This window comes from Stenotrophomonas sp. 10N36 (assembly GCF_056395005.1).
On the sequence record NZ_JBFTIS010000012.1, the window covers coordinates 1 to 26,499 of the forward strand.

General features: G+C 67.5%; 19 protein-coding genes and 1 riboswitch. Of the genes, 5 read left to right on the forward strand and 14 right to left on the reverse strand.

Features of this window, described 5'->3' with window-relative positions:
• Positions 1 to 231 precede the first annotated feature (231 nt).
• From AC1DCJ_RS12975 to AC1DCJ_RS12985, 3 genes are all read right to left on the reverse strand, one after another.
• Positions 232 to 1,593, reverse strand: coding sequence for a TolC family outer membrane protein (locus tag AC1DCJ_RS12975; protein WP_128097808.1), 1,362 nt, complete (start codon positions 1,591 to 1,593; stop codon positions 232 to 234).
• Positions 1,594 to 1,609: 16 nt separating this feature from the next.
• A complete protein-coding gene (locus AC1DCJ_RS12980) occupies positions 1,610 to 2,257 on the reverse strand; it encodes a protein-L-isoaspartate O-methyltransferase family protein (protein ID WP_137190290.1) in 648 nt (215 codons plus the stop codon).
• Between the two features lie 138 nt (positions 2,258 to 2,395).
• Positions 2,396 to 3,067, reverse strand: coding sequence for a TetR/AcrR family transcriptional regulator (locus AC1DCJ_RS12985; protein WP_137190289.1), 672 nt, complete (start codon positions 3,065 to 3,067; stop codon positions 2,396 to 2,398).
• Between the two features lie 124 nt (positions 3,068 to 3,191).
• Between AC1DCJ_RS12985 and AC1DCJ_RS12990 the strand changes: the two genes are divergently transcribed.
• Genes AC1DCJ_RS12990 through AC1DCJ_RS13000 form a run of 3 tightly spaced genes read left to right on the forward strand, consistent with a single transcriptional unit; the run spans position 3,192 to position 8,654 of the window.
• Positions 3,192 to 4,322, forward strand: a complete 1,131-nt coding sequence (locus tag AC1DCJ_RS12990; RefSeq protein ID WP_478071135.1) for an efflux RND transporter periplasmic adaptor subunit — start codon at positions 3,192 to 3,194, stop codon at positions 4,320 to 4,322.
• Positions 4,323 to 4,325: 3 nt separating this feature from the next.
• Positions 4,326 to 7,496 carry an efflux RND transporter permease subunit gene (locus AC1DCJ_RS12995; protein WP_448136453.1) on the forward strand — a complete coding sequence of 1,057 codons (3,171 nt, stop codon included), beginning with the start codon at positions 4,326 to 4,328 and terminating at the stop codon, positions 7,494 to 7,496.
• A 6-nt stretch (positions 7,497 to 7,502) separates the two neighbouring features.
• Positions 7,503 to 8,654 carry a hypothetical protein gene (locus AC1DCJ_RS13000; RefSeq protein WP_478071136.1) on the forward strand — a complete coding sequence of 384 codons (1,152 nt, stop codon included), beginning with the start codon at positions 7,503 to 7,505 and terminating at the stop codon, positions 8,652 to 8,654.
• Positions 8,655 to 8,722: 68 nt separating this feature from the next.
• Here the strand turns inward: AC1DCJ_RS13000 and gdhA are convergent, their stop codons facing one another.
• From gdhA to ilvC, 10 genes are all read right to left on the reverse strand, one after another.
• Entirely contained in the window at positions 8,723 to 10,066 is a 1,344-nt protein-coding gene (gene gdhA / locus AC1DCJ_RS13005) for an NADP-specific glutamate dehydrogenase (protein ID WP_478071137.1), read from the reverse strand.
• Positions 10,067 to 10,176: 110 nt separating this feature from the next.
• Positions 10,177 to 11,238, reverse strand: a complete 1,062-nt coding sequence (gene leuB / locus AC1DCJ_RS13010; RefSeq protein ID WP_313209155.1) for a 3-isopropylmalate dehydrogenase — start codon at positions 11,236 to 11,238, stop codon at positions 10,177 to 10,179.
• Positions 11,228 to 11,806 (reverse strand): 3-isopropylmalate dehydratase small subunit, encoded by a 579-nt coding sequence (leuD, locus tag AC1DCJ_RS13015; protein ID WP_038686391.1) that lies wholly within the window; start codon positions 11,804 to 11,806, stop codon positions 11,228 to 11,230. Before leuD ends, leuB begins: the two co-directional genes overlap by 11 nt.
• Positions 11,806 to 13,227, reverse strand: coding sequence for a 3-isopropylmalate dehydratase large subunit (leuC, locus tag AC1DCJ_RS13020; protein ID WP_478071138.1), 1,422 nt, complete (start codon positions 13,225 to 13,227; stop codon positions 11,806 to 11,808). Before leuC ends, leuD begins: the two co-directional genes overlap by 1 nt.
• Before the next feature lie 34 nt (positions 13,228 to 13,261).
• Positions 13,262 to 14,047 carry a class I SAM-dependent methyltransferase gene (locus tag AC1DCJ_RS13025; protein WP_478071139.1) on the reverse strand — a complete coding sequence of 262 codons (786 nt, stop codon included), beginning with the start codon at positions 14,045 to 14,047 and terminating at the stop codon, positions 13,262 to 13,264.
• 9 nt (positions 14,048 to 14,056) lie between these two features.
• Positions 14,057 to 15,610, reverse strand: a complete 1,554-nt coding sequence (locus AC1DCJ_RS13030; RefSeq protein WP_394343867.1) for a 2-isopropylmalate synthase — start codon at positions 15,608 to 15,610, stop codon at positions 14,057 to 14,059.
• Positions 15,607 to 16,704, reverse strand: a complete 1,098-nt coding sequence (locus AC1DCJ_RS13035) for a threonine dehydratase (RefSeq protein WP_038691847.1) — start codon at positions 16,702 to 16,704, stop codon at positions 15,607 to 15,609. Before AC1DCJ_RS13035 ends, AC1DCJ_RS13030 begins: the two co-directional genes overlap by 4 nt.
• Positions 16,705 to 16,818: 114 nt before the next feature.
• A complete protein-coding gene (locus AC1DCJ_RS13040) occupies positions 16,819 to 17,073 on the reverse strand; it encodes an ACT domain-containing protein (protein ID WP_038686396.1) in 255 nt (84 codons plus the stop codon).
• On the reverse strand, positions 17,057 to 18,790 hold the full coding sequence (gene ilvG, locus AC1DCJ_RS13045; RefSeq protein ID WP_137190280.1) for an acetolactate synthase 2 catalytic subunit: 1,734 nt from the start codon (positions 18,788 to 18,790) through the stop codon (positions 17,057 to 17,059). The genes AC1DCJ_RS13040 and ilvG overlap by 17 nt, the downstream gene beginning before the upstream one ends.
• A 39-nt stretch (positions 18,791 to 18,829) precedes the next feature.
• Positions 18,830 to 19,804 carry a ketol-acid reductoisomerase gene (gene ilvC / locus AC1DCJ_RS13050; protein WP_038686400.1) on the reverse strand — a complete coding sequence of 325 codons (975 nt, stop codon included), beginning with the start codon at positions 19,802 to 19,804 and terminating at the stop codon, positions 18,830 to 18,832.
• Positions 19,805 to 20,480: 676 nt separating this feature from the next.
• On the opposite strand from ilvC, the gene ggt reads away from it, so the two are divergent.
• Positions 20,481 to 22,175: a gamma-glutamyltransferase gene (ggt, locus tag AC1DCJ_RS13055; RefSeq protein WP_392732978.1), complete on the forward strand. Its 1,695-nt coding sequence runs from the start codon at positions 20,481 to 20,483 to the stop codon at positions 22,173 to 22,175.
• A 368-nt stretch (positions 22,176 to 22,543) separates the two neighbouring features.
• On the opposite strand, the gene AC1DCJ_RS13060 is transcribed toward ggt, so the two are convergent.
• Complete coding sequence (locus AC1DCJ_RS13060) at positions 22,544 to 24,112, reverse strand: BCCT family transporter (RefSeq protein WP_478071140.1); 1,569 nt, start codon at positions 24,110 to 24,112, stop codon at positions 22,544 to 22,546.
• 245 nt (positions 24,113 to 24,357) lie between these two features.
• Positions 24,358 to 24,459: riboswitch (TPP riboswitch) on the forward strand.
• 112 nt (positions 24,460 to 24,571) lie between these two features.
• Between AC1DCJ_RS13060 and thiC the strand changes: the two genes are divergently transcribed.
• Positions 24,572 to 26,449 carry a phosphomethylpyrimidine synthase ThiC gene (gene thiC / locus AC1DCJ_RS13065; RefSeq protein WP_478071141.1) on the forward strand — a complete coding sequence of 626 codons (1,878 nt, stop codon included), beginning with the start codon at positions 24,572 to 24,574 and terminating at the stop codon, positions 26,447 to 26,449.
• The last annotated feature ends 50 nt before the right edge of the window (positions 26,450 to 26,499 follow it).

The window sequence follows — 26,499 nt, forward strand, 5'->3', positions numbered from 1 at the left end:
GGGCGCTGGGTCCCCATGCCCTTGGAGGCGAAATAAAGGGGGAGGGGGCGGCCGCAGGCCGACGCCGGAGGACATTCGCCGGAAAGGGCATGGGGGCCCAGCGCCCGACCCGCCGACGGCTGCGCTTGGAAAGCGCCAAGGCACCATCCTGCTTACCCCGCGTATGGGCGAAGAACCAAAAAAAAACCACCCGCATGCGGGTGGTTTTTCATCCAACGCTGTTGCGGCAGATCAGTTGACCTGGGTGCTCGGCGTAGCGGCTGCCTGGGTCAGCAGGCGGTTGATGTCCTGCAGTTCGGCGATGTCCAGCGTGCCCACGGCCTGGCCCAGCTGCAGACGGTTCTGCAGGAAGGTGTAGCGCGCGTTGGCGTAGTCCAGCTGCGCCGAGAACAGGATGCGCTGGTTCTGGATCACGTCCAGCACGGTGCGGGTACCCACTTCCAGGCCCACCTGCGAGGCGTCGTAGGCGCTCTGTGCCGAGACCACGGCCAGGCGGCGCGCTTCCACTTCGCTGATGCCGGCCACCAGGGTCTGGTAGGCATTGCGGGTGTTGCGGTCGAGGGCGCGCTTCTGCTGCTCGTAACCGTCCTGCGCGATGTCGCGCTGGGCCAGTGCCTGGCGCACGCCCGACTGGGTGGCACCGCCGGAGAAGATCGGCACGCTCAGGGTCAGGCCGACGCTGTTGGTGCGCAGGTCGGGGTTGAATGCACCGCCGCTGCCGACGTTGGAATCGCCCCAGGTTGCGCTCTTGCCCCAGCTGCCGCCCAGCGACAGGGTCGGGTAGTGGCCGCCGCGAGCGGCCGACACGCCGGACTCGGCCGCGCTGACCTTCAGTTCCTGCGCCTTCAGCGCCGGGTTCTGGGCCACCGCTTCACCGACCAGCTGGTCGATCTGGGCGTACTTGGCCGGCAGTTCCGGGCGGAAGTCGGCCGGCAGGGCGCGCAGGTCGGCCACCGGCTGGCCGGTCAACTCGGTCAGGGCCTGGTAGCTGTCGGCCAGGGTGTTCTGGGCGACGATGGTGTTGGCGCGGGCCTGGTCGTACTGGGCGCGCGCTTCATGCACGTCGGTGATCGGGGCCAGGCCCACTTCCAGGCGCTTGTCAGCGAAGTCGAACTGCTTCTTGGCCGCTGCTTCGTTGGTCTGCGCAGCGGTGAGCGATTCGATTGCGACCAGCACGTTGAAGTACGCCGCCGAGGTGCGCACGATCAGGCTGTCGTTGGCCGAGTCCAGGGTGAAGTCGGCGGCCTGGCTCAGTTCGCGCTGCGAGCGCAGGTTGGCGAACTGGCTGAAGTTGAACAACGTCTGGGTGCCGTTGATCGTGTAGGTACGACGCTTGGTGGTGGACGTGCCGGTATTGAAGCCCCGGTCGTCGCTGCGGCTGCGGTTGAGCGCGGCCTCACCATTGAGCTGCGGCAGCAGCGCGGCGCGTGCCTGCACGGCGCCTTCCTTGTCGTACAGACGGGTCGATTCAGCCGCGGACAGCTGCGGGTCGCCATTGCGCGCCATTTCGTAGACCTGCAGCAGGTCGGCGGCAGAGGCGGTCATCGGCAGCAGGGCGGCGGCCAGCGCAATAGCGAGGGATCGGCGGATCATTGCGGCTTCCTTGGACTCAGAGTTGGAACTGGGGCGCCGGAGCGGCACCGCGCAGGTAATCGATATCGGTTTCAAACAGCGACTCGGTGCTGCCGTCGGCCTTGACCAGCACCGCTTCCATCACCGGCGACTGGCCGCGGATGACGAACAGACGGCCACCGGGACGCAGCCACTGGGTGAAACGTGACGGGATGGTGTCCACCGCGGCGGTCACGCAGATCGCGTCGAAGCGGCGCTCGGTGTCCCAGGTCAGGGCATCGGCGGTTTCAATCCGCACGTTGTTGCCCAGGCCGGCGGCATCCAGGCGCGCACGCGCACCGGTAGCCAGTTCCGGCTGGATTTCAAGGCTCAGCACTTCGCGGGCCAGTTCGCCCATGCAGGCGCTCAGGTAGCCGCTGCCGGTGCCGATTTCCAGCACTTCGTCGCCCGGCTGCAGATCCAGCGCCTGCAGGGTGCGGCCTTCGATGACCGGCTTCATCATCTTCTGCCCGAAGCCCAGCGGCAGTTCGATGTCGGCATACGCCAGGGCCTTGTGCGATTCAGCGACGAACGCTTCGCGCGGCAGGCGTGCCAGTACATCGAGCACGCGGATCTCCAGCACGTCCCAGGGACGGATCTGCTGTTCGACCATCAGTTCGCGGGCGTGGGAGTAATCGATCGTCATGAGGTTTCTAGTTCCAGCGCAGTGGGCCGGCCATTTTACCGGTGCCGGGAGCCGGCGGCGCGCTGAGAGCATCGCTGCCGTCGCGCCGGGGTCGCAGTGCCGGAAGTCACCGCGACCTCCGGTCCATTCATGTTGTTCTCACGCCGTGGGGCGCGGCGCGTACGCCCTCAGGAAGAAGTCGACGCTGGCGCTCACGTGGGCATCGGCGTCGCAGTCGGCCGGGGTCGGTCGCAGCCCGCACATCATATGCGTATGCAGCTCGCCTTTGATGAGGGTCATCAACTGCAGCGCGGCGGTTTCACAGTCCTCGATCTCCAGCTCGCCACGGGCCACGCGGGCGCGCAGGAACTCGGCCAGGGCGTCGGTGGTGCGTTGCGGGCCGGCCACCCAGAACATCTCGCGCAGGCGGTCGTCGGTTTCCGGGGCCATCATCACCCGCTGCACGGCCACCGCCTCGGCCGAGGTGATCATGCTGAAGAAGGCGTGGCCGATGCCCAGCAGCTGGTCGTGCAACGGCCCTTCGGCGTCGGTGACAAACAGCGCGTCGGGCAGCATGGCCACACAGGTCGACTTCACAGCTTCGGTGAAAAGCGTCTCTTTGTCGCCGAAATGGCTGTAAACGGTCAGCTTCGACACGCCCGCCTGGGCGGCAATACTGTCCATGCTCACCCCGTTGTAGCCCTGGTCCACGAACAGGGCCTTGGCCGCCTCCAGGATCGCCGCGCGTTTGCCCAGGTCCTTCGGTCGCCCCGGCCCGGAGGCCTTGGCGGCGGGCTTGGCAGGGGCAACGGGGGCGGTCGGATCAGTCATCCAAACAATACTAGACCAATCGGTTCGATATTTATACTATACCGGCTGGTTCACTATTAGCCGTGCTGCAACAGTATGTTGCCGGCGCGAATTTTCCCGGATTTCTTCTCAGGTCCTGTACCTCATGAAAAGCATGCGTTGGTTGGGTGGTGGTTTGCTGGTGGTGCTGCTGGCGGCGTGCGGCAAGCAGGATGCCGAGCCGTCGGCTGCCATTCCGGTCCTGGTGGTGCATCCGGGCACCGTGGCCGGGCAGGAAGCGGCTGCCTATCCGGGTGAGGTGCATGCCCGCCAGGAGAGCCAGCTGTCCTTCCGGGTGGGAGGCAACATGGTCAAGCGCCTGGTCGATGCCGGCCAGCGCGTGCGCAAGGGCGAGCTGCTGGCCGAACTGGACGCGGCCGACTACAGCGCCCAGGCCGCCGCCTCGCAGGCCCAGCTGGCCGCCGCCGATGCCGACCTGGTGCGCGCCCGCGACGACCAGAAGCGCTACGCCAAGCTGGCCGAAGACCAGCTGGTGAGCCGCTCGGCGCTGGACCAGCAGACCGCCGCCTTCAAGGCCGCGCAGGGCCAGGCCAATGCCGCCCGCGCCAACCTGGCCGTGGCCCGCAACCAGGCCGATTACGCGCAGCTGCGCGCCCCCGCCGACGGCGTGATCGCCAGCCGCCAGGCCGAAGCCGGGCAGGTGGTGAGCGCGGGGCAGACCGTGTTCACCCTGGCCGCCGATGGCGGGCGCGAGGTGCTGATCGCCTTGCCGGAAAGCAGCATCCGCGACTACCAGGTGGGCCAGGCGGTGCAGGTGGAACTGTGGAACCGCCCGGGCCAGCTGCTGCCCGGCACGATCCGCGAGATCGCCCCGGCCGCCGATGCGCAGGCCCGCACCTACGCCACCCGGGTCAGCCTGGCGCCCGAAGCGCTGAGCGAAGTGGAACTGGGCCAGAGCGCGCGCGTGTTCGCCCGCGCCGGCCGCAGCGGCACCCTGCAGCTGCCGCTGGCGGCGGTGCTGCGTGGCGCCGACGGCACGGCCAGCGTGTGGGTGGTGAACCCGGCCAACGGCGCGCTCAAGGCCACCCCGGTAACGGCGGGTGCCTACGGTGCCGACGCGGTGCCGGTGCTGACCGGTGTCACCGGCACCGACTGGGTGGTCGCCGCCGGCGGTCACCTGTTGCGCGAGGGCCAAGTGGTGACCCCGGTGGACCGCCAGAACCGCCCGGTGCTGGCACCGGCGGCCGCGCCTGCTGCCGCCGGCAAGGGGCACTGAGCCGTGCGCCGCTTCAATCTTTCCGAATGGGCGTTGAGCAACCGCCCGCTGGTGCTGTTTGCGATGCTCGCGTTCGCGGTCATCGGCGCCTGGTCGTACAAGCACCTGGGCCAGTCCGAGGATCCGCCGTTCACCTTCAAGGCGATGGTGGTGCGCACGATGTGGCCCGGCGCCACCGCCGAGCAGGTCTCGCGGCAGGTGACCGAGCCGATTGAAAAAGCGCTGATGAACACCGGTGAATACGAGTTCATCCGGTCCTACTCGCGTCCGGGCGAGTCGCAGGTGATCTTCATGGCGCGCGACAGCCTGCGCTCCAAGCAGATTCCGGACCTGTGGTACCAGGTGCGCAAACGCGTGGGCGACATCCGCGCCACGCTGCCGCGCGAGATCGTCGGGCCGTTCTACAACGATGAGTTCGGCGACACCTTCGGCAACATCTACGCGTTGACCGGCAAGGGCTTCGATTACGCGGTGATGCGCGACTACGCCGACCGCATCCAGCTGGAACTGCAGCGCGTGCCGGACGTCGGCAAGATCGACTTGGTGGGCCTGCAGGACGAGAAGGTCTGGATCGAGCTGTCCAACACCAAGCTGGCCACGCTGGGCGTGTCGCTGCAGCAGGTGCAGCAGGCGCTGGCCGACCAGAACGCGGTCAGTGCCACCAGCTTCTTTGAGACCCCCAGCGACCGCGTACAGCTGCGCGTGACCGGCCAGTTCGATTCCATCGAGGACATCCGCCGGTTCCCGATCCAGGCCGGCGAGCGCACGATCCATCTGGGCGATATCGCGCAGGTCAAGCGCGGCTTCGCCGATCCTGCCTCGCCGAAGATGCGCTTCATGGGCGAGGACGCCATCGGCCTGGCCGTGGCGATGAAGGACGGCGGCGACATCCTGAAGCTCGGCGCCACCCTGGACGCCGAGTTCGAGCGCCTGCAGAAGACCCTGCCTGCCGGCATGCAGCTGCGCAAGGTGTCCGACCAGCCGCACGCGGTGGAAGAGTCGGTGGGCGAGTTCGTGCAGGTGCTCACCGAAGCGGTGGTGATCGTGCTGCTGGTCAGCTTCTTCTCGCTGGGCCTGCGCACCGGCCTGGTGGTGGGCGTGACCATTCCGCTGGTGCTGGCGATGACGTTCTTCGTCATGCATTACTTCGGCATCGGCCTGCACAAGATTTCCCTCGGCGCGCTGGTGCTGGCGCTGGGCCTGCTGGTGGACGATGCGATCATCGCGGTGGAGATGATGGCCACCAAGATGGAGCAGGGCTACGACCGCCTGCGCGCGGCCAGTTTCGCCTGGGAATCCACCGCCTTCCCGATGCTCACCGGCACGCTGATCACCGCCGCCGGCTTCCTGCCGATCGCCACCGCGGCATCGAGTACCGGTGAGTACACCCGTTCGCTGTTCCAGGTGGTGACCATCGCGCTGGTGGTGTCGTGGATTGCCGCGGTGCTGTTCATTCCGTACCTGGGCGACAAGATGCTGCCGGACCTGTTCAACCGGCAGCCGCCCAAGCCGACCAGCCTGGCCGGGCGCTGGCACGCCCGCCGCCTGCAGTGGGCCGACCGCCACCCGGCGTTCGCGCGCTGGATCAAGCCGACCGAGCATGCGCACGACCATGATCCGTACCAGCGGCCGTTTTACACCCGCTTCCGCAGCTTCCTGGATACGTGCCTGCGTCACCGCTGGTGGGTGATCGGCGCGACGATTGCGCTGTTCATCTTCTCGCTGGCGATCTTCCGCTTCGTGCCGCAGCAGTTCTTCCCCGATTCGACCCGGCCCGAGCTGATGGTCGACATCGAGCTGGCCGAAGGTGCATCGCTGGCCTCCACCCAGGCCCAGGCCAGCAAGCTGGAAAAGCTGTTGAAGGGCCGCGAGGGCATCAGCAACTACGTGGCCTACGTGGGGACCGGTTCGCCGCGCTTCTACCTGCCGCTGGACCAGCAGCTGCCGGCCACCAACTTCGCCCAGTTCGTGGTGCTCACCGCCGACGCCAAGGCCCGTGAGTCCACCCGCGACTGGCTGATGAAGGACGTGATCAAGCAGTTCCCTGACGTGCAGATGCGCGTGACCCGCCTGGAGAACGGTCCGCCGGTGGGCTACCCGGTGCAGATGCGCATCTCCGGCGAGCACATCGCGCAGGTGCAGGCCATTGCCCGCCAGGTCGAGGCCAAGGTGCGCGAGAACCCGCACGTGATCAACGTCAACCTGGACTGGAGCGAGCCGAGCAAGGTGGTGCGGCTGGTGATCGACCAGGACCGTGCCCGCGCCTTGGGCGTGAGCAGCGCGCAGGTGAGCCAGTTCCTGAGCAGTTCGCTCTCGGGCATGAGCGTGAGCACCTACCGCGAAGGCAACCGCCAGATCGAGATGCTGCTGCGCGGGCCGGACAACGAGCGCGCCCAGCTGGGCCTGCTCGGCAGCCTGGCCATTCCCACCGCCAGCGGCACCCCGGTGACGCTGTCGCAGGTGGCGCGCCTGGAGTATGCCTTCGAGGACGGCATCATCTGGCACCGCAACCGACTCCCCACGGTGACCGTGCGCGCCGATATCGGCGATGGCATGCAGCCGCTGGACGTGGTGCAGCAGATCCTGCCCACCCTGGACGGCATCCGTGCACAGCTGCCGTCGGGCTACCTGCTGGAGACTGGCGGCACCGTGGAAGACTCGGCGCGCGGTCAGAACTCGATCAAGGCCGGCATGCCGCTGTTCCTGATCGTGGTGGCCACGCTGCTGATGCTGCAGCTGCGCAGCTTCTCGCGTGCGGCCATGGTGCTGGTCACCGCGCCGCTGGGCATCATCGGCGCGACCCTGTTCCTGCTGCTGTTCCGCGCGCCGTTCGGCTTCGTGGCGCTGCTGGGCACCATCGCGCTGGCCGGCATGATCATGCGCAACTCGGTGATCCTGATCGACCAGATCCAGCAGGACATCGATGCCGGGCACGATCGATGGCACGCCATCATCGACGCCACCGTGCGCCGCTTCCGCCCGATCGTGCTGACCGCGCTGGCCGCGGTGCTGGCGATGATCCCGCTGTCGCGCAGTGCGTTCTATGGCTCGATGGCGATCTCGATCATGGGCGGCTTGATCGTCGGCACCGTGCTGACGTTGGTGTTCCTGCCGGCGCTGTATGCGGCATGGTTCCGGGTGAAGCCGGACGAGGCCAGGACCAGCGAAGGTTGATGGACGATGAAGCCGGCCGATGGCCGGCTTCATTCTTTCAGCCTGACGCGAATGCCTGTCGTCTTCGCGGTACTGGCGAGCGCACAATGCACACCGGATTCTCTTCGGTCGCGCATGATGTCGCTTCGTTTTTCCTCTCTGTTCGCTTCTGTTGCGGCCGTTGCCTTGTTGATGGCCGTCGCGCCGCCAGCGGAGGCGAACACTGCCGCCAGCTTCCAGCGCGATCTCGTCGAGCTCCTGGAATGCCGTGCCTCACCGGCGACGGTGGAGGCGGTGACGACGGCGCTGCGGGGCGCACGATACGGCTCGCCGCAGGAGCGTCCGGCCTATCTGCAGGGCTGGGGCTTCACACGCAGCAGTGACGAGGAGGACATGACGACCTTCATCGACATGCCGGCCGCGTTGACGGTGCACGGCATCACAACACGCCGCCTGCTGGCGGATGACAGGGGCTTTTCGATTCCCATCGATGCCGGGCAGCGTGCGCGCATTGTCAGCGGCAACGGACTGCGGCGTCGGTCGAGTACGTTGCGTGAGCCGTTTCAGGTGTGGTCAGCGCCCCCTACAGCCGTCAACACGTCATCGCCCGGTGCGATCGTGGTGAGCAGCGATGGTGAGGGCTATCGGGTGGGCTGTGACTACCCGGGTCCGATGCGCGAGGCGCGCATTCCGCCCCGATTGCGCGAGACGGCCACGGCGGATGATATGGGCGCCGCGCTCGAATGTCGGGCGGACGACGCTGCCATGCGGCGCATCGCCAACCTGTGGGAGCGTGTCTCGGAACTGTCGCCGCTGGCATGGCCGGACAATGTAAGCGCGGTCGCCGAGCGTGAGTACCATGCCGATGGCCAGGAGATTCCCGTCGTGGTCGTCACGCTGGAGCAGCCGGTGGCGTTGAAGGGTCTGCCTGCGCAGTCGCTCGTCCTCGCCTATGGAGGTTACTTCGCGGCGGACATGGGCGATGCGCCGCTGAGGGCGGTGCTCGATGCCGCCGGCCTGGGCCCGGCGGATCGGCATGCAGAGGGGTATTGGATGCGCGAAGCAACGCGGGAGGCGTCCTCCGGATACACGCGCGTGCGGGCGTTCAGCGTCATACCCACCGACAGCGGCGCGGTGCTGGCCGGCTGCATGACCAGCGACATTCTCTCGGTGCACTGACCGCTGCGGCACGACACGCCGCAGGGCGCAGCGGATGAACACCGCCGCGCCTCTTCAACGGTCCGCCTTCAGTAAACGCCCTGCGCCAGCATCGCATCGGCCACTTTGACGAAGCCGGCGATATTGGCGCCATCGACGTAGTTCACACTGCCATCGGCACGCTTGCCGTGGCGCACGCAGTTGGCGTGGATATCCTTCATGATCCCGTGCAGACGCTCATCGACATCGGCGTGATGCCACGACAGGCGCTGCGCGTTCTGGCTCATCTCCAACCCTGAAGTGGCCACGCCACCGGCGTTGCTGGCCTTGCCCGGGGCGTACAGGATGCCGGCCTTGAGGAAGACCTCCACCGCCTCCAGCGTGGCGGGCATGTTGGCGCCTTCGGCCACGCACAGCACGCCGTTGTCGACCAAAGCGCGGGCATCGTCTTCGTCCAGCTCGTTCTGGGTGGCGCAGGGCAGGGCGATCTCGGCCGGGATGTGCCAGGGACGCTTGCCGTCCAGGTACTCGAAGCGCGTGTCATCAGCCAGTTCGGACAGGCAGCCGCGACGTTCGTTGCGTAGTTCCATCACCTCCTGCAGGCCCGCTTCGTCGAAGCCGTCACGGGCGTACAGCGTGCCGCCGGAATCGGAGAGCGTGAGTACTTTTGCGCCCAGTTCAATGGCCTTGATCGCCGCATGCTGGGCCACGTTGCCAGCGCCGGAAATCAGCACTTTCGCGCCATCGGTATCGCGGCGGGCATGGTGCAGCATCTGCTCGACGAAGTAGACCGTGCCGAAGCCGGTCGCCTCCGGGCGCATCAGGCTGCCACCGTAGGAGAGCCCTTTGCCGGTGAACACGCAGGCGGCATTGTTGGTGAGCTTCTTCATCATGCCGGCCATGTAGCCGACCTCGCGCGCGCCCACGCCGATATCGCCCGCGGGCACGTCGGTGTCGGCACCGAGGTGGCGATGGAGCTCCAGCATCAAGGCCTGGCAGAAGCGCATCACCTCGGTGTCGCTGCGGCCCTTGGGATTGAAGTCCGAGCCGCCCTTGCCACCGCCCATCGGCAGAGTGGTGAGCGCGTTCTTCAGGGTCTGCTCGAACGCGAGGAACTTCAGGATCGACGGGTTGACCGACGGATGAAAGCGCATGCCGCCCTTGAACGGGCCGATCGCCGAACTGTGCTGCACCCGCCAGCCGCGATTCACATGGATCTTGCCGGCATCATCGGCCCAGGCCACGCGAAACTGGATCACCCGCTCGGGCTCCACCAGCCGCTCCAGCAGGCCATGTTCCAGGTAGCGGGGATTGCGCTCCAGGAACGGCCACAGGCTTTGGATCACTTCTTTGACGGCCTGCAGGAACTCCGGCTGATGCGGATCGCGCTGGGCCACGTGGGCGAGAAAGTCGGCAGAGGAACGAGGGTTCAAAGGCTTTCCTTGTTGGGGGCCGGCCGCTGGCTGCGACGTGGCCGACGGGACAGGGAGGCCGTGCGGGATGTAGACACACGAACGCGGCCCTCAGGCCGCGTTCGTGACGATCATTGCAGCTTGGCAAGGACCGCGTCGGTTGCTGCGGCGGTACTCACCGCAAAACCCTTGGCGGCGAGATCGGCGGTGAACACGCCGTCATCCAGCACGGCATACACCGCGGCCTCGACCGTAGCAGCCTCGTCGTCCAGCCCCAGTGAATGCCGCAGCAGCATCGCGGCGCTGAAGATCGTCGCGTACGGATTGGCAATGCCCTTGCCGGCGATGTCCGGCGCCGAGCCGTGGATCGGCTCGTAGATGCCCACTGCGCCGGGCTCGCCCAGCGACGCCGAGGGCAGCAGACCGAGCGAGCCGGCCAACATCGAGGCTTCATCGGTAAGGATGTCACCGAACATGTTCTCGGTCACGATCACGTCGTATTCGCGCGGCTTGGCCAGCAGGTGCATGGCCATCGAATCGACCAGTTGGTGTTCCAGTGCAACGTCCGGGAATTCCTCGCGGCCGATCCGCGCGGCGACATCGCGCCACAGACGCGAGGTTTCCAGCACGTTGGCCTTGTCCACCGAGGTGACCTTGCCGCGGCGGGTCTGGGCCAGGCGGAACGCGGTGCGCAGTACGCGCTCGATCTCGCCCACGCTGTAGCTGCACAGGTCGCTGGCGGTGTCGGCGGTGCGGGTCTTCTCACCGAAGTAGATGCCGCCGGTCAGCTCACGCACGACCACGAAGTCCACACCCTCCAGCAGTTCGGCCTTGATCGGCGAGGCGCCAAGCGCGGCCGCGTGCGTGCGCACCGGGCGCAGGTTGGCGTACAGACCCAGCGCCTTGCGGATCGCCAGCAGGCCCTGCTCCGGGCGGACCTTGGCATTCGGGTCGGACCACTTCGGGCCGCCGACCGCGCCAAGCAGGATGGCGTCTGCCTTGCGGCAGGCCTCCAGCGTGGTGGCCGGCAGCGGCTCGCCGTGGCGATCGATGGCGATGCCCCCGATATCGTGTTCCTGGAACCCGAAGGTGTGACCGAAACGGGTGGCGACGGCTTCCAGCACCGCGACGGCGGCGGCGGCGACTTCCGGACCGATGCCGTCACCCGGCAATACGACAATCTCAGCGTGCATGTTCACTCTCGTAACGTTCAATGTCAGGGGTACGACCCAACAGATACCCCAATTGGTCCACGCCTTCCAGCAGGCAGGTCTGCGAGAAGCCGTCCAGCGGGAAGGCATACACGCGTCCATCGGGCGTGCGCAGTTCGCGCGCGGCCACGTCGATGGTCAGTTCGTCATCCGGGCGCTGCATCAGGGTCTGCACATCGGCCTCGTCCAGCACGATCGGCAGCAGGCCGTTCTTCAGCGAATTGCCGCGGAAGATATCGGCGATCTCGCTGCTGACGATGGCGCGCAGGCCCAGGTCGGTCAGTGCCCACGGCGCATGCTCACGCGAGGAGCCGCAGCCGAAGTTGCGCCCGGCCAGCAGGATGCTGCGCCCGGCGTTGTGTGGCTGGTTGAAGGCGAATGCCGGGTTCGGCACGCCCTCGCTCTGCCAGCGCCAGTCGTTGAAGGCATGCTTGCCCAGGCCGGCGCGCTCGGTGGTGGACAGGAACCGCGCCGGGATGATCTGGTCGGTGTCGATATTGGTCTCGCGCAGCACCACGCTGGTCGAGGTCAGGGTACGGAAGCCGCTCATCAGGCCACCTCCTGGGCGACATACAGTTCACGTGGGTCGGACACGCGTCCGTTCACCGCGGCCCAGGCCGCGGTCATCGGCGAGGCCAGCAGCGTGCGCGAGCCGGGGCCCTGGCGGCCCTCGAAGTTGCGGTTGCTGGTGCTCACCGCCAGCTGGCCCGGGGCGACCAGATCGCCGTTCATGGCGATGCACATCGAGCAGCCCGGCTCGCGCCATTCGGCACCGGCGGCGCGCACCACCACATCGATGCCTTCGGCCTCGGCCTGGCGCTTGACGATTTCCGAACCGGGCACCACCAGCATGCGCACGCCGTCGGCGACGCGGCGGCCCTGCAGCACCTGCGCCACTTCGCGCATGTCGCTCAGGCGCCCGTTGGTGCACGAACCGACGAAGACCACATCCACCGGGGTGCCGGCCAGGGTCTGCCCGGCGTGGAAGTGCATGTAGTCCAGGCCTTTCTGGTCGGCGGCATCGTTGGCCGCCGGGATCGGCTGGTCCACCGCGATCGCCGTGCCGGGGTGGGTGCCCCAGGTCAGGGTGGGGCGGATGTCGGCGGCCTCGATGTGGACCTCCACGTCGAAGCGCGCGCCGGCATCGCTGCGCAGCTGCGACCAGGCGGCCACGGCGGCATCGAAGTCGGCGCCCTTGGGTCCGCGCGGGGTATTGGCGACCCAGTCGAAGGTGGTCTGGTCGGGAGCGACCATGCCGGCGCGGGCGCCGGCCTCGATGGACATGTTGCACAACGTCATACGCTGTTCCATGTCCATCGCCTCGATGGCGCTGCCGCGGAACTCCAGCACGTGGCCGGTGCCGCCGTTGACGCCGATCACGCCGATGATGTGCAGCACCACATCCTTGGCGCCCACGCCCACCGGCAGCACGCCGTCGACGGTGATGGCCATGGTCTTGGCCTTGCGCTGCAGCAGGCACTGGGTCGCCAGCACGTGGCCGACCTCACTGGTGCCGATGCCGAACGCCAGCGCGCCGAAGGCACCGTGGGTGGAGGTGTGGCTGTCGCCGCAGACGATGGTCATGCCCGGCTGGGTGAAGCCCTGCTCGGGCGCGATCACATGCACGATGCCGCGATTGGCCGACTGCAGGTCGAACAGCTCGATGTCATACGCGGCGCAGTTGCGCGCCAGCATCGCCACCTGCGCTTCGGAGGCGGCGCTGGCGTAGGGCAGCTTGCCGTCTGGGCCGGCCGGCAGGGTGGGGGTGGAGTGGTCCATGGTGGCCTTGGTCCGGTCCGGGCGGCGCGGCGCCAGGCCGCGCTCGCGGAGTTCGGTGAAGGCCTGCGGCGAGGTCACTTCGTGGATCAGGTGCAGGTCGATGTACAGCACGGCGGGCGCGCTGTCCGATTCGGGCACGACGATGTGGGCGTCCCACAGTTTGTCGTACAAGGTGCGGGGAGCTGGGGTCATGGAATGGCCTTGCTGTGTGCGTGTCAAAGATGGATCAAACAGTGCGCAGGCGCGCGTCGAAGCGCAGCCGCACGTAATCGGCGGTCCACTGGCCGCGCCCGTCGCACTGGGTCGGTTCGAGCAGCGCAACTGCCGCGTCGACGACGCGCTGGCGCTGCGTGGCGTCCAGACCGGCCAGGAACGGGGAGGCGAAGGTCCGCAACCAGCCGCGCATGCCGGTGGGCAGTGCGGTGGGACGCACCTGTGACTCGATGTAGCGCACCTGGAAGCCGTGCGCGCGCAGGCGATCGGCATAGTCGTCGGCGGTGGGGAAGTACCACGGGAACGCCGGCACCGCGTGGCCGTTGCTGCACAGGGCGGCCTGCAGCGCGCTGGTGATGGCCACCACGTTGCCGTGCCCGCCCATCTCGGCGACGAAGCGGCCGCCCGGCTTCAAGGCGCGGGCGACGCCGGCGATCACCTGATCGGCGCCGCGCATCCAGTGCAGGGCGGCGTTGCTGAACACCGCATCGAACTGGCGGTCGAAGGTCATGGCATGGGCATCCATGACGTGCGCCTCGATGCCGCGTGCACGCGCACCGCCGATCAGTTCCGGCGAGGCGTCCACGCCGGTGATGTGCGCGCCGCTGAGGGCCAGGTCGAAGCTCAACACGCCGTCGCCGCAGCCCAGGTCGAGGATGCGCTCACCGCGCTGCGGATCGAGCAGCCGCGCCACCGCGCCGCCGAGCACGGGCACGAAGCCGGCGTCGATGGCGTAGTCGTGGGCGTTCCACGGGTGGGCATCCATGCCGGGGGTGTCGAAGCTGTCGAAGGCGCTCATGGAAACTCCTTATGCCGCGGCGCTGGCCGCGGGTTGTTCGGCGGTGGCGTTGCGCTGGCGCAGCAGGCGGTTGGCGACGTCCAGCCAGGCCAGTGCGGACGCTTCGATGATGTCGCGGCTGGTGCCGGTGCCTTCGTACTCCACGCCCTCGTGGCGCACGCTCAGGTTGGCCTCGCCGCGTGCATCGGCGCCGATGCCCACGCTGTGCACGTGGTAACTGTCCAGCATCAGCTGTACGCCGGTGGCTGCCGACAGCGCGCCGAACAGCGCATCCACCGGACCATCACCCTGCGAGGTTTCGGCCACGCGGTTGCCGTCCGGGTCGGACAGCTCCACCAGGGCGTTGGCGCGGCTGCCCACGTCGCTGATGGTCATCGACGCCAGGCGGTAGCCGTTCTGGGTGGCGCTGCCCTGCATCAACACCTGCAGGTCGGCGTCGGTGACCACGCGCTGCTGTTCGCACAGCGCCTTGAACTGCTCGAAGACATGCTTCAGTTCTTCCTCGTACAGACAGAAGCCCAGCGCACGCAGGCGCTGTTCGACCGCGGCGCGGCCACTGTGGCGGCCCAGCACCATCTGCGAGGATTCCCAGCCCACGTCTTCCGGGCGCATGATTTCGTAAGTGCCGCGGTGGCGCAGCATGCCGTGCTGGTGGATGCCCGACTCGTGCGCGAATGCGTTGGCGCCCACGATCGCCTTGTTGCGCTGCACCGGCATGCCGACCAGGCGCTGCAGCAGCTGCGAGGTGGACACGATGCGCGGGGTGTTGATGCGGGTGTCTTCCTCGTAGAAGGCGTTGCGCACCTTCAGCACCATGGCGATCTCTTCCAGCGAGCAGTTGCCGGCGCGCTCGCCAATGCCGTTGATGGTGCACTCCACCTGCCGCGCGCCGCCTTCGATGGCGGCCAGCGAGTTGGCCACGGCCAGACCCAGGTCGTTGTGGCAGTGCGCACTGAAGATGATGCGGTCGCTGTCGGGCACCCCGGCGATCACCCGCTGGAACATGCCGCGGATCTCTTCGGGGGTGGTGAAGCCCACGGTGTCGGGCAGGTTGATGGTGGTGGCACCGGCGGCCACGGCCACGCGGGCCACTTCGATCAGGAAGTCTTCTTCGGTGCGGGTGGCGTCCTCGGCGGAGAATTCCACGTCGTCCACGTAACCGCGGGCCAGGCTGACGTGCTTGTGCACCGATTCCAGCACCTGCTCACGGCTCATGCGCAGCTTGTGCTCGCGGTGCAGCGGGCTGGTCGACAGGAACAGGTGCAGCCGCGGATGGGCGGCCGCCTCCAGCGCCTTGGCCGAGGTTTCGATGTCGGTGGCCAGGCAGCGCGACAGCACCGCCAAGGTGGTCTGGCGCAGTTCGCGGCCGATCAGCGTCATGGCTTCGCGGTCGGACTGCGAGCTGGCCGGGAAGCCGGTCTCGATGATGTCCACGCCCAGCTCGGCCAGGGCGCGGGCCATCACCAGCTTCTGCGGCGGGGTCATGCTGCAGCCGGGGGATTGCTCGCCGTCGCGCAGGGTGGTGTCGAAAATTCTAATGCGGGGGGAGTTGGGCGTGGTCACCAGGAGGTCTCCTCGACAGCGATGTCGGATGGGGTCACAAAGGAAGGGGAAGCAGCGGGAATCTTGGGTGGGGCGAGCGCGGTGGGCAGCGGTAGTCGCGTTCGCTCGCTGGCACGGCGGCGGGGTTTGCGCGGGGGGCGCGGGCGGATGTCGGCCAGCAGCTGGGCCAGCACCATCGCGTCGATGTTGCCGCCGCTGACCACCGCGCACTTGCGCTTGCCGGCCACGCGGCGGCCGGCCGCCAGCGCCAGGGCACCTGCGCCTTCGGCGATGACGTGTTCTTCCAGGGCCAGCCGCACCAGGGTTTCGCGCAGCTCGGCCTCGCGCACGATCACCACATCGTCCAGCAGCGCGCTGCACAGCTTGCGGGTCAGGAAGCCGGGAATCTTCACCTTGACGCCGTCGGCCAGGGTGGCCACCGGGGTGATCTCCCGGATGTCGCCGCGGATGGCGCGGGCCATCGAATCGACGCCTTCGACCTGTGCACCGACGATGCGCACGCCCTGCGATTTCAGCGCCAGCGCCACGCCGGAGGCCAGGCCACCGCCGCCGATCGGCACGATCACCACATCAGGTGCATGCGGCGCCAGCTCGATGCCCAAGGTGCCCTGGCCGGCGATCACGTCCGGGTCGTCGAACGCGGACAGGAAGCGGTAGCCGTGCTGGTCGGCCAGCGCACGTGCGAAGGCATAGGCCTCGTCGTAGCTGGTGCCGTGCTGGCGCACGGTGGCGCCCCAGTGGGCCACGCCGGCGATCTTGGTCGCCGGTGCGCCGTGCGGCATCACCGTGATCGCCGGAATGTTCAGGCGGTAGGCGGCCCAGGCCACGCCCTGGGCGTGGTTGCCGGCCGAGGCGCAGATCACCGGGCGGTCGTCACCGCGTTCGCGCCCGGCCAGCAGCGCGTTCAATGCGCCGCGCACCTTGTAGGAGCCGGTGCGCTGCAGGTTTTCCAGCTTCAGCCACACCCCGAAGCGCTCGGCGTAGTGCAGCGGCGTGGGCGGCAGATAGCGGCGCAGCCGCGCCTGCGCGGCCAACACATCGGCGACGCTTACGTCGCCTACGTCCGGTTCCTGCGGGGTACGGCTAGCCGGCATCACGCACCCGGCCATGGTGATCGTCGCGGCGCGGTACGCGCTGCGACGGCGCACGGTGCGACGCACGACCAAGAAGAGACCTCCGTACCGGCACCGATGCAACGGTGCGGGCGTTCATGCGGATACTCCGGGTTCCAGCGCGCTGATGCGCACCGAGACACAGTCGTAGATCTTCTCGATCTGGCGGCACAGGGTTTCCGGCGGACGGCTGCTGTCCACCACCATCTGCAGGTGCCAGCGGCCGTTGTCGGCCGCGTTGGGCGCACCGGCGATCGCACGCGGCGCGAAGCCGCGGCGTTCGGCCATGCCGATCACGCGCAGCAGCGCGCCCTCGGCGGGAACCAGCACCAGGTCAAGCCGGTATTGCATTGGGGAACTCCTGGGACTGATGGGCAGGGTTGCTTTCCAGCATGGTGCTGTTGGCGTTGTTGGGCGGCACCAGCGGCCACACGTTGGCGCGGGCATCGATGGCCACGTGCAGCAACGCCGGGCCCGGCTGGGCCAGCAGCGCGGCCAGGCCGCCCTCGACGTCGTCGCGGGCCTCGATGCGGGTGGCGGGAATGCCGAACACCTGGGCCAGGGCGGCGAAGTCCGGGTTGTCGGACAGATCGATCTCGCTGTATCGCTCGGCGAAGAACAGCTCCTGCCACTGGCGCACCATGCCCAGCGAACTGTTGTCCAGCAGCACGATCTTCACCGGCAGGCGGCACCGCGCGATGGTGGCCAGCTCCTGCACGTTCATCATGAAACTGCCATCGCCGGACACCAGCACCACAGTGCGGTCGGGGCAGGCGAACTGCGCGCCCATCGCCGCCGGCAGGCCGAAGCCCATGGTGCCCAGTGCGCCACTGGTCAGGTGGTTGCGCGGGTGGTTGAAGCGGCAGTGCTGGGCCACCCACATCTGGTGCTGGCCCACATCGCAGGCAATGATCGCGTCGCTGGGCGCCAGCTCGCTCAGTCGCTTCAGCAGCGCCGGGGCGTAGATGTGCTTGCCGGGTGCGTCGTAGCGGGCGGCGAAGCGCTCGCGGTGGGTGCCGCAGCGCTTGCGCCAGGCCTCCTGCGACGCCGGCGTGGTGGCTGCGGCGGTCAATGCACGCAGCGCATTGCCCACGTTGCCCGGCACGGCGATGTCGGCACTGCGCAGCTTGGAGATCTCATACGCATCGGCGTCGATGTGGATGACCCGCGCGAACGGAGCGAACTCGTTCAACTTGCCGGTGGCGCGGTCGTCGAAACGCGCGCCGACCACGATCAGCAGGTCGCTTTCCTGCACGGCCATGTTGGCGGCGCGGGTGCCGTGCATGCCCAGCATGCCCAGGTAGTGCGGATGCTGCGGCGGCAGCGCGCCCAGCCCGCGCAGGGTCAGCACGGTGGGGATCGCGCTGGCGTCGACGAAGGCACGGAAGTCCTCCACCGCATCGCCCAGCGCCACACCGCCACCGGCGTAGATCACCGGCTTTTCGGCGGCGGCAATGGCGGCAATGGCCTGGGCCACCGCCTCCTGCTGCGGTGCCGGCGGCGGGCTCACCGTGGCCGGCGCGTGCGCCGGCAGGTGCGAGGCATCGGCGATCTGCACGTCCTTGGGCAGGTCGATCAGCACCGGCCCGGGGCGACCCTCGCGGGCAATGCGGAAGGCTTCGCTGACCACGCGCGGCAGGTCGTCCACCGAGCGCACCAGCCAGCTGTGCTTGACGATCGGCATGGTCAGACCGAACACGTCCAGTTCCTGGAACGCGTCGGTGCCCAGCAGCGGGGTGGCGACCTGGCCGGTGATGCAGACCATCGGCACCGAATCCAGCATCGCATCGGCGATGCCGGTGACCAGGTTCGACGCGCCGGGGCCGGACGTTGCGACACACACGCCGACCTGACCGCTGGCGCGGGCATAGCCGTTGGCGGCCAGGGCCGCGCCCTGTTCGTGGCGGACCAGGATGTGCTTCAGCCCTGAATCCACCAGGGCGTCGTAGAACGGCATGATGGTGCCGCCGGGGTAGCCGAACAGCGTGTGCACGCCCTCGGCTTCCAGGGCCTGCGTCAACCAGCGTGCGCCGTTGCGGGGCGCGGTGCTGTGTGCGGAGGTGTTCATGCGGTGACCTTTACGAAAGCGGGTGGGGGAGCCGCGCGGTTACGCGGCTTGACTTTGCAACCAGACCATCTTGGCGCGCAGTTCCTTGCCTACCTTCTCGATCGGGTGCTCCAGGTCGGCCTGCTTAAACTTGTTGTAGTTGGGCAGGCCCGCTTCGTATTCGGCCACCCAGTTCTTGGTGAAGGTGCCGTTCTGGATGTCGGTCAGCACGTCCTTCATGCGCGCCTTGGTGCCGGCATCGATGACGCGCGGGCCGCTGACGTAGTCGCCGTACTGCGCGGTCTCGGAGATGAATTCCAGCATGCGGGTGATGCCGCCTTCGTAGAACAGGTCCACGATCAGCTTCAGTTCGTGCAGGACTTCGTAGTAGGCGATTTCCGGCTGGTAGCCGGCTTCCACCAGCGTTTCAAAGCCCGCCTGGACCAGCGCCGAGGCACCGCCGCACAGCACTGCCTGCTCGCCGAACAGATCGGTTTCGGTCTCTTCCTTGAACGTGGTCTGGATCAGGTTGGCGCGTGCGCCGCCCAGGCCGGCCGCATAGGCCAGCGCGTACTCGGCGGCCTTGCCGCTCCTGTCCTGGTAGACCGCCCAGATGCACGGCACGCCCCGGCCGATTTCGTACTCACGGCGCACCAGCGCACCCGGGCCCTTCGGCGCGACCAGCACCACGTCCAGGTCGTCGCGCGGCTTGATCATGTCGAAATGCACGTTCAGACCATGCGCGAACAGCAGCACCGCGCCCTGTTTCATGTTCGGGGCGAGCACGTCCTCGTACAGCTTCTTCTGGACCATGTCCGGGGTCAGCACGGCCACCAGATCCGCATCCTTGACCGCCTCGGCCGGGGCCTTGACGGTGAAGCCATCGGCCTGCGCCTTGACCTCGGTGGGGCCACCCGGGCGCAGCCCGATGACAACGTCGAAGCCGGATTCACGCAGGTTCAGTGCGTGGGCGCGGCCCTGGCTGCCGTAGCCGACAACAGCGATCTTGATCTGGGGCAGGTCGTTGGTGCTCATGGGGGAGGTCCTTTGGCGGAAATAAAAAGATGGCCGACGGTCAGCGACGCGTCGGCCAGTCAGGGGAAGGGGTGGCACGCGCAGCGCCACAACCGCACGCATCCGCCGTGGGGGCGGTGGGCGTGAAGACGGTGGTGGCGGACGGGCGGGTCATGGCGGGAAGGGCAACTCGGGAAGGGGGAGGAAAATGAGGGGGCTCTGAAACGAAAAAACCCGCACCTGGGTGGGTGCGGGTTTTGATGGATACCTGGCAGTCTTGCTTACACGCCGGTCCGTCCCGCACCTGTTGGTTGGGTAATAAGTACGAGGACAAGAAGCGAACGGATCGACGCCCCGCCGGTGTCGGCGTGCTCGATGGATTCGCGGATGGCTGTGCGCTGCAACATGAGATCGAGAAAACCACAGCCGTTTTAAGGCTGTCAACCCTGGCGGGCATATTTCCAACAGTTTCGCCTGCATCCAGCGCAAAGCCCCGCTACGCAAGGATGGTTGCGGTTGAAAGCGTTGCGGTGAACCCGAATTCACTATTTTGCAGGCACGTTCTGCGCGGATTTCGTCGCCGATTCCGTGCGTGGCATGACCATTGTGGGATGCCATCGCGGCCGCTCTGCCGCCACTATCGGTGTGGCTACCACCCATCAGGAACCCCCCCGTGTCCCGACGTCTTGCCCGCGGCCTGCTTGCCGCCGCCGTGCTGTGTGCCCTTCCCATCGCCGCCAGTGCCGCCGACCGCGTCACCGGCCATCCCTTCGCCACACGCTCGGAAGTGATCGCCCCGCACGCGATGGCCGCCACCTCGCAGCCGCTGGCGACCCAGATCGCGCTGGATGTGATGAAGGGCGGCGGCTCGGCCGTGGACGCGGCGATCGCCGCCAACGCCGCGCTGGGCCTGATGGAGCCGACCGGCAACGGTGTCGGCGGCGACCTGTTCGCCATCGTGTGGGACCCGAAGACCCAGAAGCTTTACGGCTACAACGGCTCGGGCCGGTCGCCCAAGTCGCTCACCCTGGCCGAGTTCCAGCGCCGCGGCCTGAAGGAGATCCCGGCCACCGGCCCGCTGCCGGTCTCGGTGCCGGGCGCGGTGGACGGCTGGTTCGCGCTGCACGAGCGCTTCGGCCGCAAGCCGATGGCCGACAACCTGGCCCCGGCCATCCGCTACGCCCGCGAGGGCCATCCGGTGGCCGAGGTGATCGCCTACTACTGGGACCGCTCGGTGCCCAAGCTGTCGCAGTACCCGGGCTTCAAGGAGCAGTTCACCGTCAACGGGCATGCACCGCGCAAGGGCGAGATGTGGAAGAACCCAAACCTGGCCAACACCCTGGAACAGATCGGCCGCGGTGGCCGCGATGCCTTCTACAAGGGCGACATCGCCCGCACCATCGGCAGCTACTTCAAGGCCAACGGCGGCTACCTGAGCTACGAGGACATGGCCAGCCACCACGGTGAGTGGGTGGAACCGGTGAGCAGCAACTACCGCGGCTACGACGTCTGGGAGCTGCCGCCCAACAGCCAGGGCATCGCGGCGCTGCAGATCCTGAACGTGCTGGAGGGCTACGACTTCTCGAAAATCCCCTTCGGCTCGCCCGAACACGTGCACCTGTTCGTGGAAGCCAAGAAGCTGGCCTTCGCCGACCGCGCGCGCTTCTACACCGACCCGGCATTCCACCCGGCACCGGTGGAACGGCTGGTCTCGAAGGGCTACGCGGCGCAGCGGCGTGCGTTGATCTCGATGGACAAGGCCCTGCGCGAAGTGCAGCCGGGCACGCCGAAGCAGCTGCAGGAAGGCGACACGATCTACATGACCGTCGCCGACGCGGACGGGATGATGGTGTCGCTGATCCAGTCCAACTACCGCGGCATGGGCAGTGGCATGGCACCCCCGGGGCTGGGCTTCATCCTGCAGGACCGCGGTGAGATGTTTGTCCTGCAGAAGGACCACCCGAACGGCTACGCGCCGGGCAAGCGCCCGTTCCAGACCATCATTCCCGGCTTCGTGACCAAGGACGGCAAGCCCTGGATGAGCTTCGGGGTGATGGGCGGGGCAATGCAGCCGCAGGGGCACGCGCAGATCGTGATGAACATGGTCGACTTCGGCATGAACCTGCAGGAAGCCGGCGATGCGCCGCGCATCCAGCACGAAGGCTCGACCGAACCGACCGGGCAGGCCACGGCGATGAGCGACGGCGGCGAGGTCAACCTGGAAACCGGCTTCCCGTACGAAACGGTACGCGCGCTGATGCGCAAGGGCCACCGCGTCACCTTCGCCGACGGTCCCTACGGCGGCTACCAGGCCATCCTGCGCGACCCGGACACCGGCGTGTACTACGGCGCCTCAGAAAGCCGCAAAGACGGCCAGGCCGCAGGCTACTAAACCAACGCGGCGGGGTAGAGCCGACCGTTGGTCGGCTGGCCGCGCAACGCGCGGCAATGATCGGCGACAACGCCGCCCCGCTATGCAATTGGCGGAGCAACGGTAGAGCCGACCGTTGGTCGGCTGCTCTCCCCACACCGCCCGCCATGTGTCCAGGGGCGGGGTGGATGGGAGTGCGGGACCGTTGGGCGCCATGGATGGCGCCCACGAGCCCCCAGGGGTGAGAGCGCATTGCTTGCGAGGCACTGCCTCGCATGCGGTCGAACGCACAGCCGCCAGCGGCTGGGCCGGACCGCGAAGCGGGGTTTACGGCGTGTCCCGCACTCCCATCCACCCCGACCCAACCGGGGCATCATGGCCGAGGCAAACTACGGCGCCCGCGCCGCCTCATCCCGCGTCTCTTCCTGCGCGGCGATCTCCCGCTCGATCCATGCGTCCATCATCCGCCGCGCCCGCTGCGCACGCCGGCGCTGCAACGCGTATTCCATGTCCAGCACCCGGTACAGCGACCACATCACCAGCAGCATCAACAGCGCGAACGGCAAGGCTGCAATCGTGATCATGCCCTGCAGCGCGGTCAGCCCACCGGCCAGCAGCAACACGCCGGCAATCAGCGCGATCGCCACCCCCCACACCATCCGCCGCGCCAACGGCGGATCGCCCGCCTCCTCGGTGGACATCGTGGCCAGCACCAGCACCGCCGAGTCGGCCGAGGTCACGAAGAAGATGATCAACAACACCAATGCGACAACCGACAGCACCATCGGCATCGGCAGGCTGTCGAACATCGTGAACAGCACCGTCTCATAGCCATTGCCCAGCGCCTGCGCCAGGTCCACGTGGCCGAAGATCTGCGACCACAGCGCCGTGCCGCCAAACACCGAGAACCACAGGAAGCCCAGCACGCTCGGTGCGATCACCACGCCCAGCACGAACTCGCGGATGCTGCGCCCGCGCGACACCCGCGCAATGAACGAGCCCACGAACGGCGCCCACGCGATCCACCATGCCCAGTAGAAGATCGTCCAGTCGGCCACCCACGTGCTGCCCGAGAACGGCGACATGCGCAGGCTCATCGTCACCAGCGAATTCAGATATGACCCGATGGTGGTGGTGAACGTATCGAAGATGAATCCGGTGGGCCCCAGCACCATCACCAGCGCCAGCAATACCGCCGCCAGTCCCAGGTTGAAGTTGGATAGCCACTTGATGCCGCGGTTCACCCCGCTGGTGGTGGAGGCCATGTACAGCACGAACGCCACCGCGATGATGGTCAGCTGCACCGGAATCGAATCCTGGATGCCGAACACGCGGTGCAGGCCGGCCGCGATCTGGATCGTACCGAAGCCCAGCGTGGTGGCCACGCCGATCGCGGTGGCCACCACCGCCGCCACGTTCACCACCGTGCCCATCCAGCCGCGGTGATGCGCGCCGATGATCGGCTGCAACAGATCACTGATCAGGCCGCGACCGTTGCGGTTGAACTGGAACCACGCCATGGCCAGCCCGATCAGCGCATAGATCGCCCACGGATGCAGGCCCCAGTGGAAGAACGCGTAGCGCATCGAGGCACGGGCCGCTTCCATGCTCTGCGGTGCCAGCCCTTCCGGCGGTTTGACGAAGTGCGAGATCGGCTCGGCCGCGCCCCAGAACACCAGGCCGATCCCCATGCCGGCGGCAAACAGCATCGACATCCAGCTGGCGTTGGAAAAATCCGGCTCGGCATCTTCGCCGCCGATGCGCAGCGAGCCCAGCCGCCCGAACGCCAGGTACATCAGGAACGACAGCGTGATGAACACCACCAGCAGGTACAGCCAGCCGGTGCTGCGGATGATGTGGCCCAGGCCACTCTGGATCACGTCGTTGAAGGGGCCGGGCGCGAGGCCGGCGATCAGCACCAATGCAATGATCAGTGCGATGGAAATGCGAAACACCATGGAGGAGTTTCTCCGTACAAAGGGGGCGAGCGAATGCCTGCCGTCTCCAGCGCTGCCGAGGCGGCGACTGGGGCGATTCAAGCCGGTCGATGCCGGTTGCGGAACTCCAGGGCGGACCAGCCAGACGGCCGTTCCGCGCCGCAGCATTCTAGCCGATGGCAGATCAGCGCCTTTTTCACGTTCTTGCCCCGTAAGCGTGGCACCGCGCCGGGCACGGCAATTGCGTCAGGGTTGTGGTCTAATTCGCCCCGAAGCGGGGGTACCGCGGCCCAGTGGCCACGGTTGAGACAGTCCCTTCGAACCTGATCCGGTTGATACCGGCGTAGGGATGCTTCGCAATGCTGACGCACTGCGCCGTAGGGCTGCCCCGCCCGAAGACCGCCCGTGTTGCGTCCGTCGTGCGCCGCCGCTTCGTCCGTTCCGCCTATTCCTGGGCGGAACCCGATCCAGGACGAAGTCATGAACGCAGCGCTTTCCTCCCTGCAGCAGCAGGCCCAGCAATTGTCCGAATCGGTTACCCGACCGATTCCCGGTTCGCGCAAGATCCATGTGCCCGGCTCACGCAGCGACCTGCAGGTGCCCATGCGCGAGATCGTGCTGACCCGCACGCCGACCCTGTTTGGTGGGGAAGAGAACGCGCCGGTCACCGTGTACGACACCTCCGGCCCGTATACCGACCCGAATGCGCGCATCGACCTCTCCTGCGGCCTGCCGCCGTTGCGGGCCGGCTGGGTGGCCGAGCGGGGCGATACCGAACTGCTTCACGGCCTGAGCTCCAGCTTCGGGCGGGCGCGCGAAACCGACGCGCGCCTGGACGCGGTGCGTTTTCCGTCGCGGCTGCAGCCACGCCGTGCGGTGGCCGGCGCCAACGTCACCCAGATGCACTACGCACGGCGCGGCATCATCACCCCGGAAATGGAATTCGTGGCCATCCGCGAGAACCAGCGCATCGAGGCCATCCGCGACGCCGCGCTGCTCAGGCAGCATCCCGGGGAGTCGTTCGGCGCGTCCATCCCAACGCGCATCACGCCTGAATTCGTGCGCGAGGAAATCGCCCGCGGCCGCGCGGTACTGCCCAACAACATCAACCACCCGGAAAGCGAGCCGATGATCATCGGCCGCAACTTCCTGACCAAGATCAACGCCAACATCGGCAACAGCGCGGTGTCGTCGGGCATCGCCGAGGAAGTGGAAAAACTGGTGTGGGCGATCCGCTGGGGCGGCGACACGGTAATGGACCTCTCCACCGGCAAGCACATCCACGAAACCCGCGAGTGGATCCTGCGCAACTCGCCGGTGGCGATCGGCACCGTGCCGATCTACCAGGCGCTGGAGAAGGTGGATGGCCGCGCCGAGGAACTCACCTGGGAGATCTTCCGCGACACCCTGATCGAACAGGCCGAGCAGGGCGTGGACTACTTCACCATCCACGCCGGCGTGCTGCTGCGCTACGTGCCGCTGACCGCCAGGCGCGTGACCGGCATCGTCTCGCGCGGTGGCAGCATCCTGGCCAAGTGGTGCCTGGCCCACCACAAGGAGAACTTCCTCTACACGCACTTCGAAGACATCTGCGAGATCATGAAGGCCTACGACGTGACCTTCTCGCTCGGCGACGGCCTGCGCCCCGGCTGCATCGCCGATGCCAACGATGCCGCGCAGTTCGGTGAACTGGAAACCCTCGGCGAGTTGACCAAAATCGCCTGGAAGCACGACGTGCAGACCATGATTGAAGGCCCGGGCCACGTGCCCATGCAGCTGATCAAGGAGAACATGGACAAACAGCTGCGCGAATGCGGCCAGGCGCCGTTCTACACGCTGGGGCCGCTCACCACCGACATCGCGCCGGGCTACGACCACATCACCAGCGCGATCGGTGCGGCCATGATCGGCTGGTACGGCACCGCGATGCTCTGCTATGTCACGCCGAAGGAACACCTGGGCCTGCCCAACCGCCAGGACGTGCGCGACGGCATCATGGCCTACCGCATCGCCGCGCATGCCTCGGACCTGGCCAAGGGCCATCCCGGCGCGCAGGTGCGCGACAACGCACTGAGCAAGGCGCGCTTCGAGTTCCGCTGGGAAGACCAGTTCCACCTCGGGCTGGATCCGGAGAAGGCCAAGGAATTCCACGATGAAACCCTGCCCAAGGACGCGCACAAGCTGGCCCACTTCTGTTCGATGTGCGGCCCGCACTTCTGCTCGATGAAGATCACCCAGGACGTGCGCGACTACGCGGCCGAACACGGTCTGTCCGAGCAGGACGCGATCGAGGAGGGCATGGCCGACAAGTCGGCGCAGTTCCGCGACCTCGGCGCGCAGGTCTACCGGCAGGAATGAGGGCGGCGCCGGGGCGGCGGGCCGTCGCCCCGGCGTGCTCATGCGGCAAG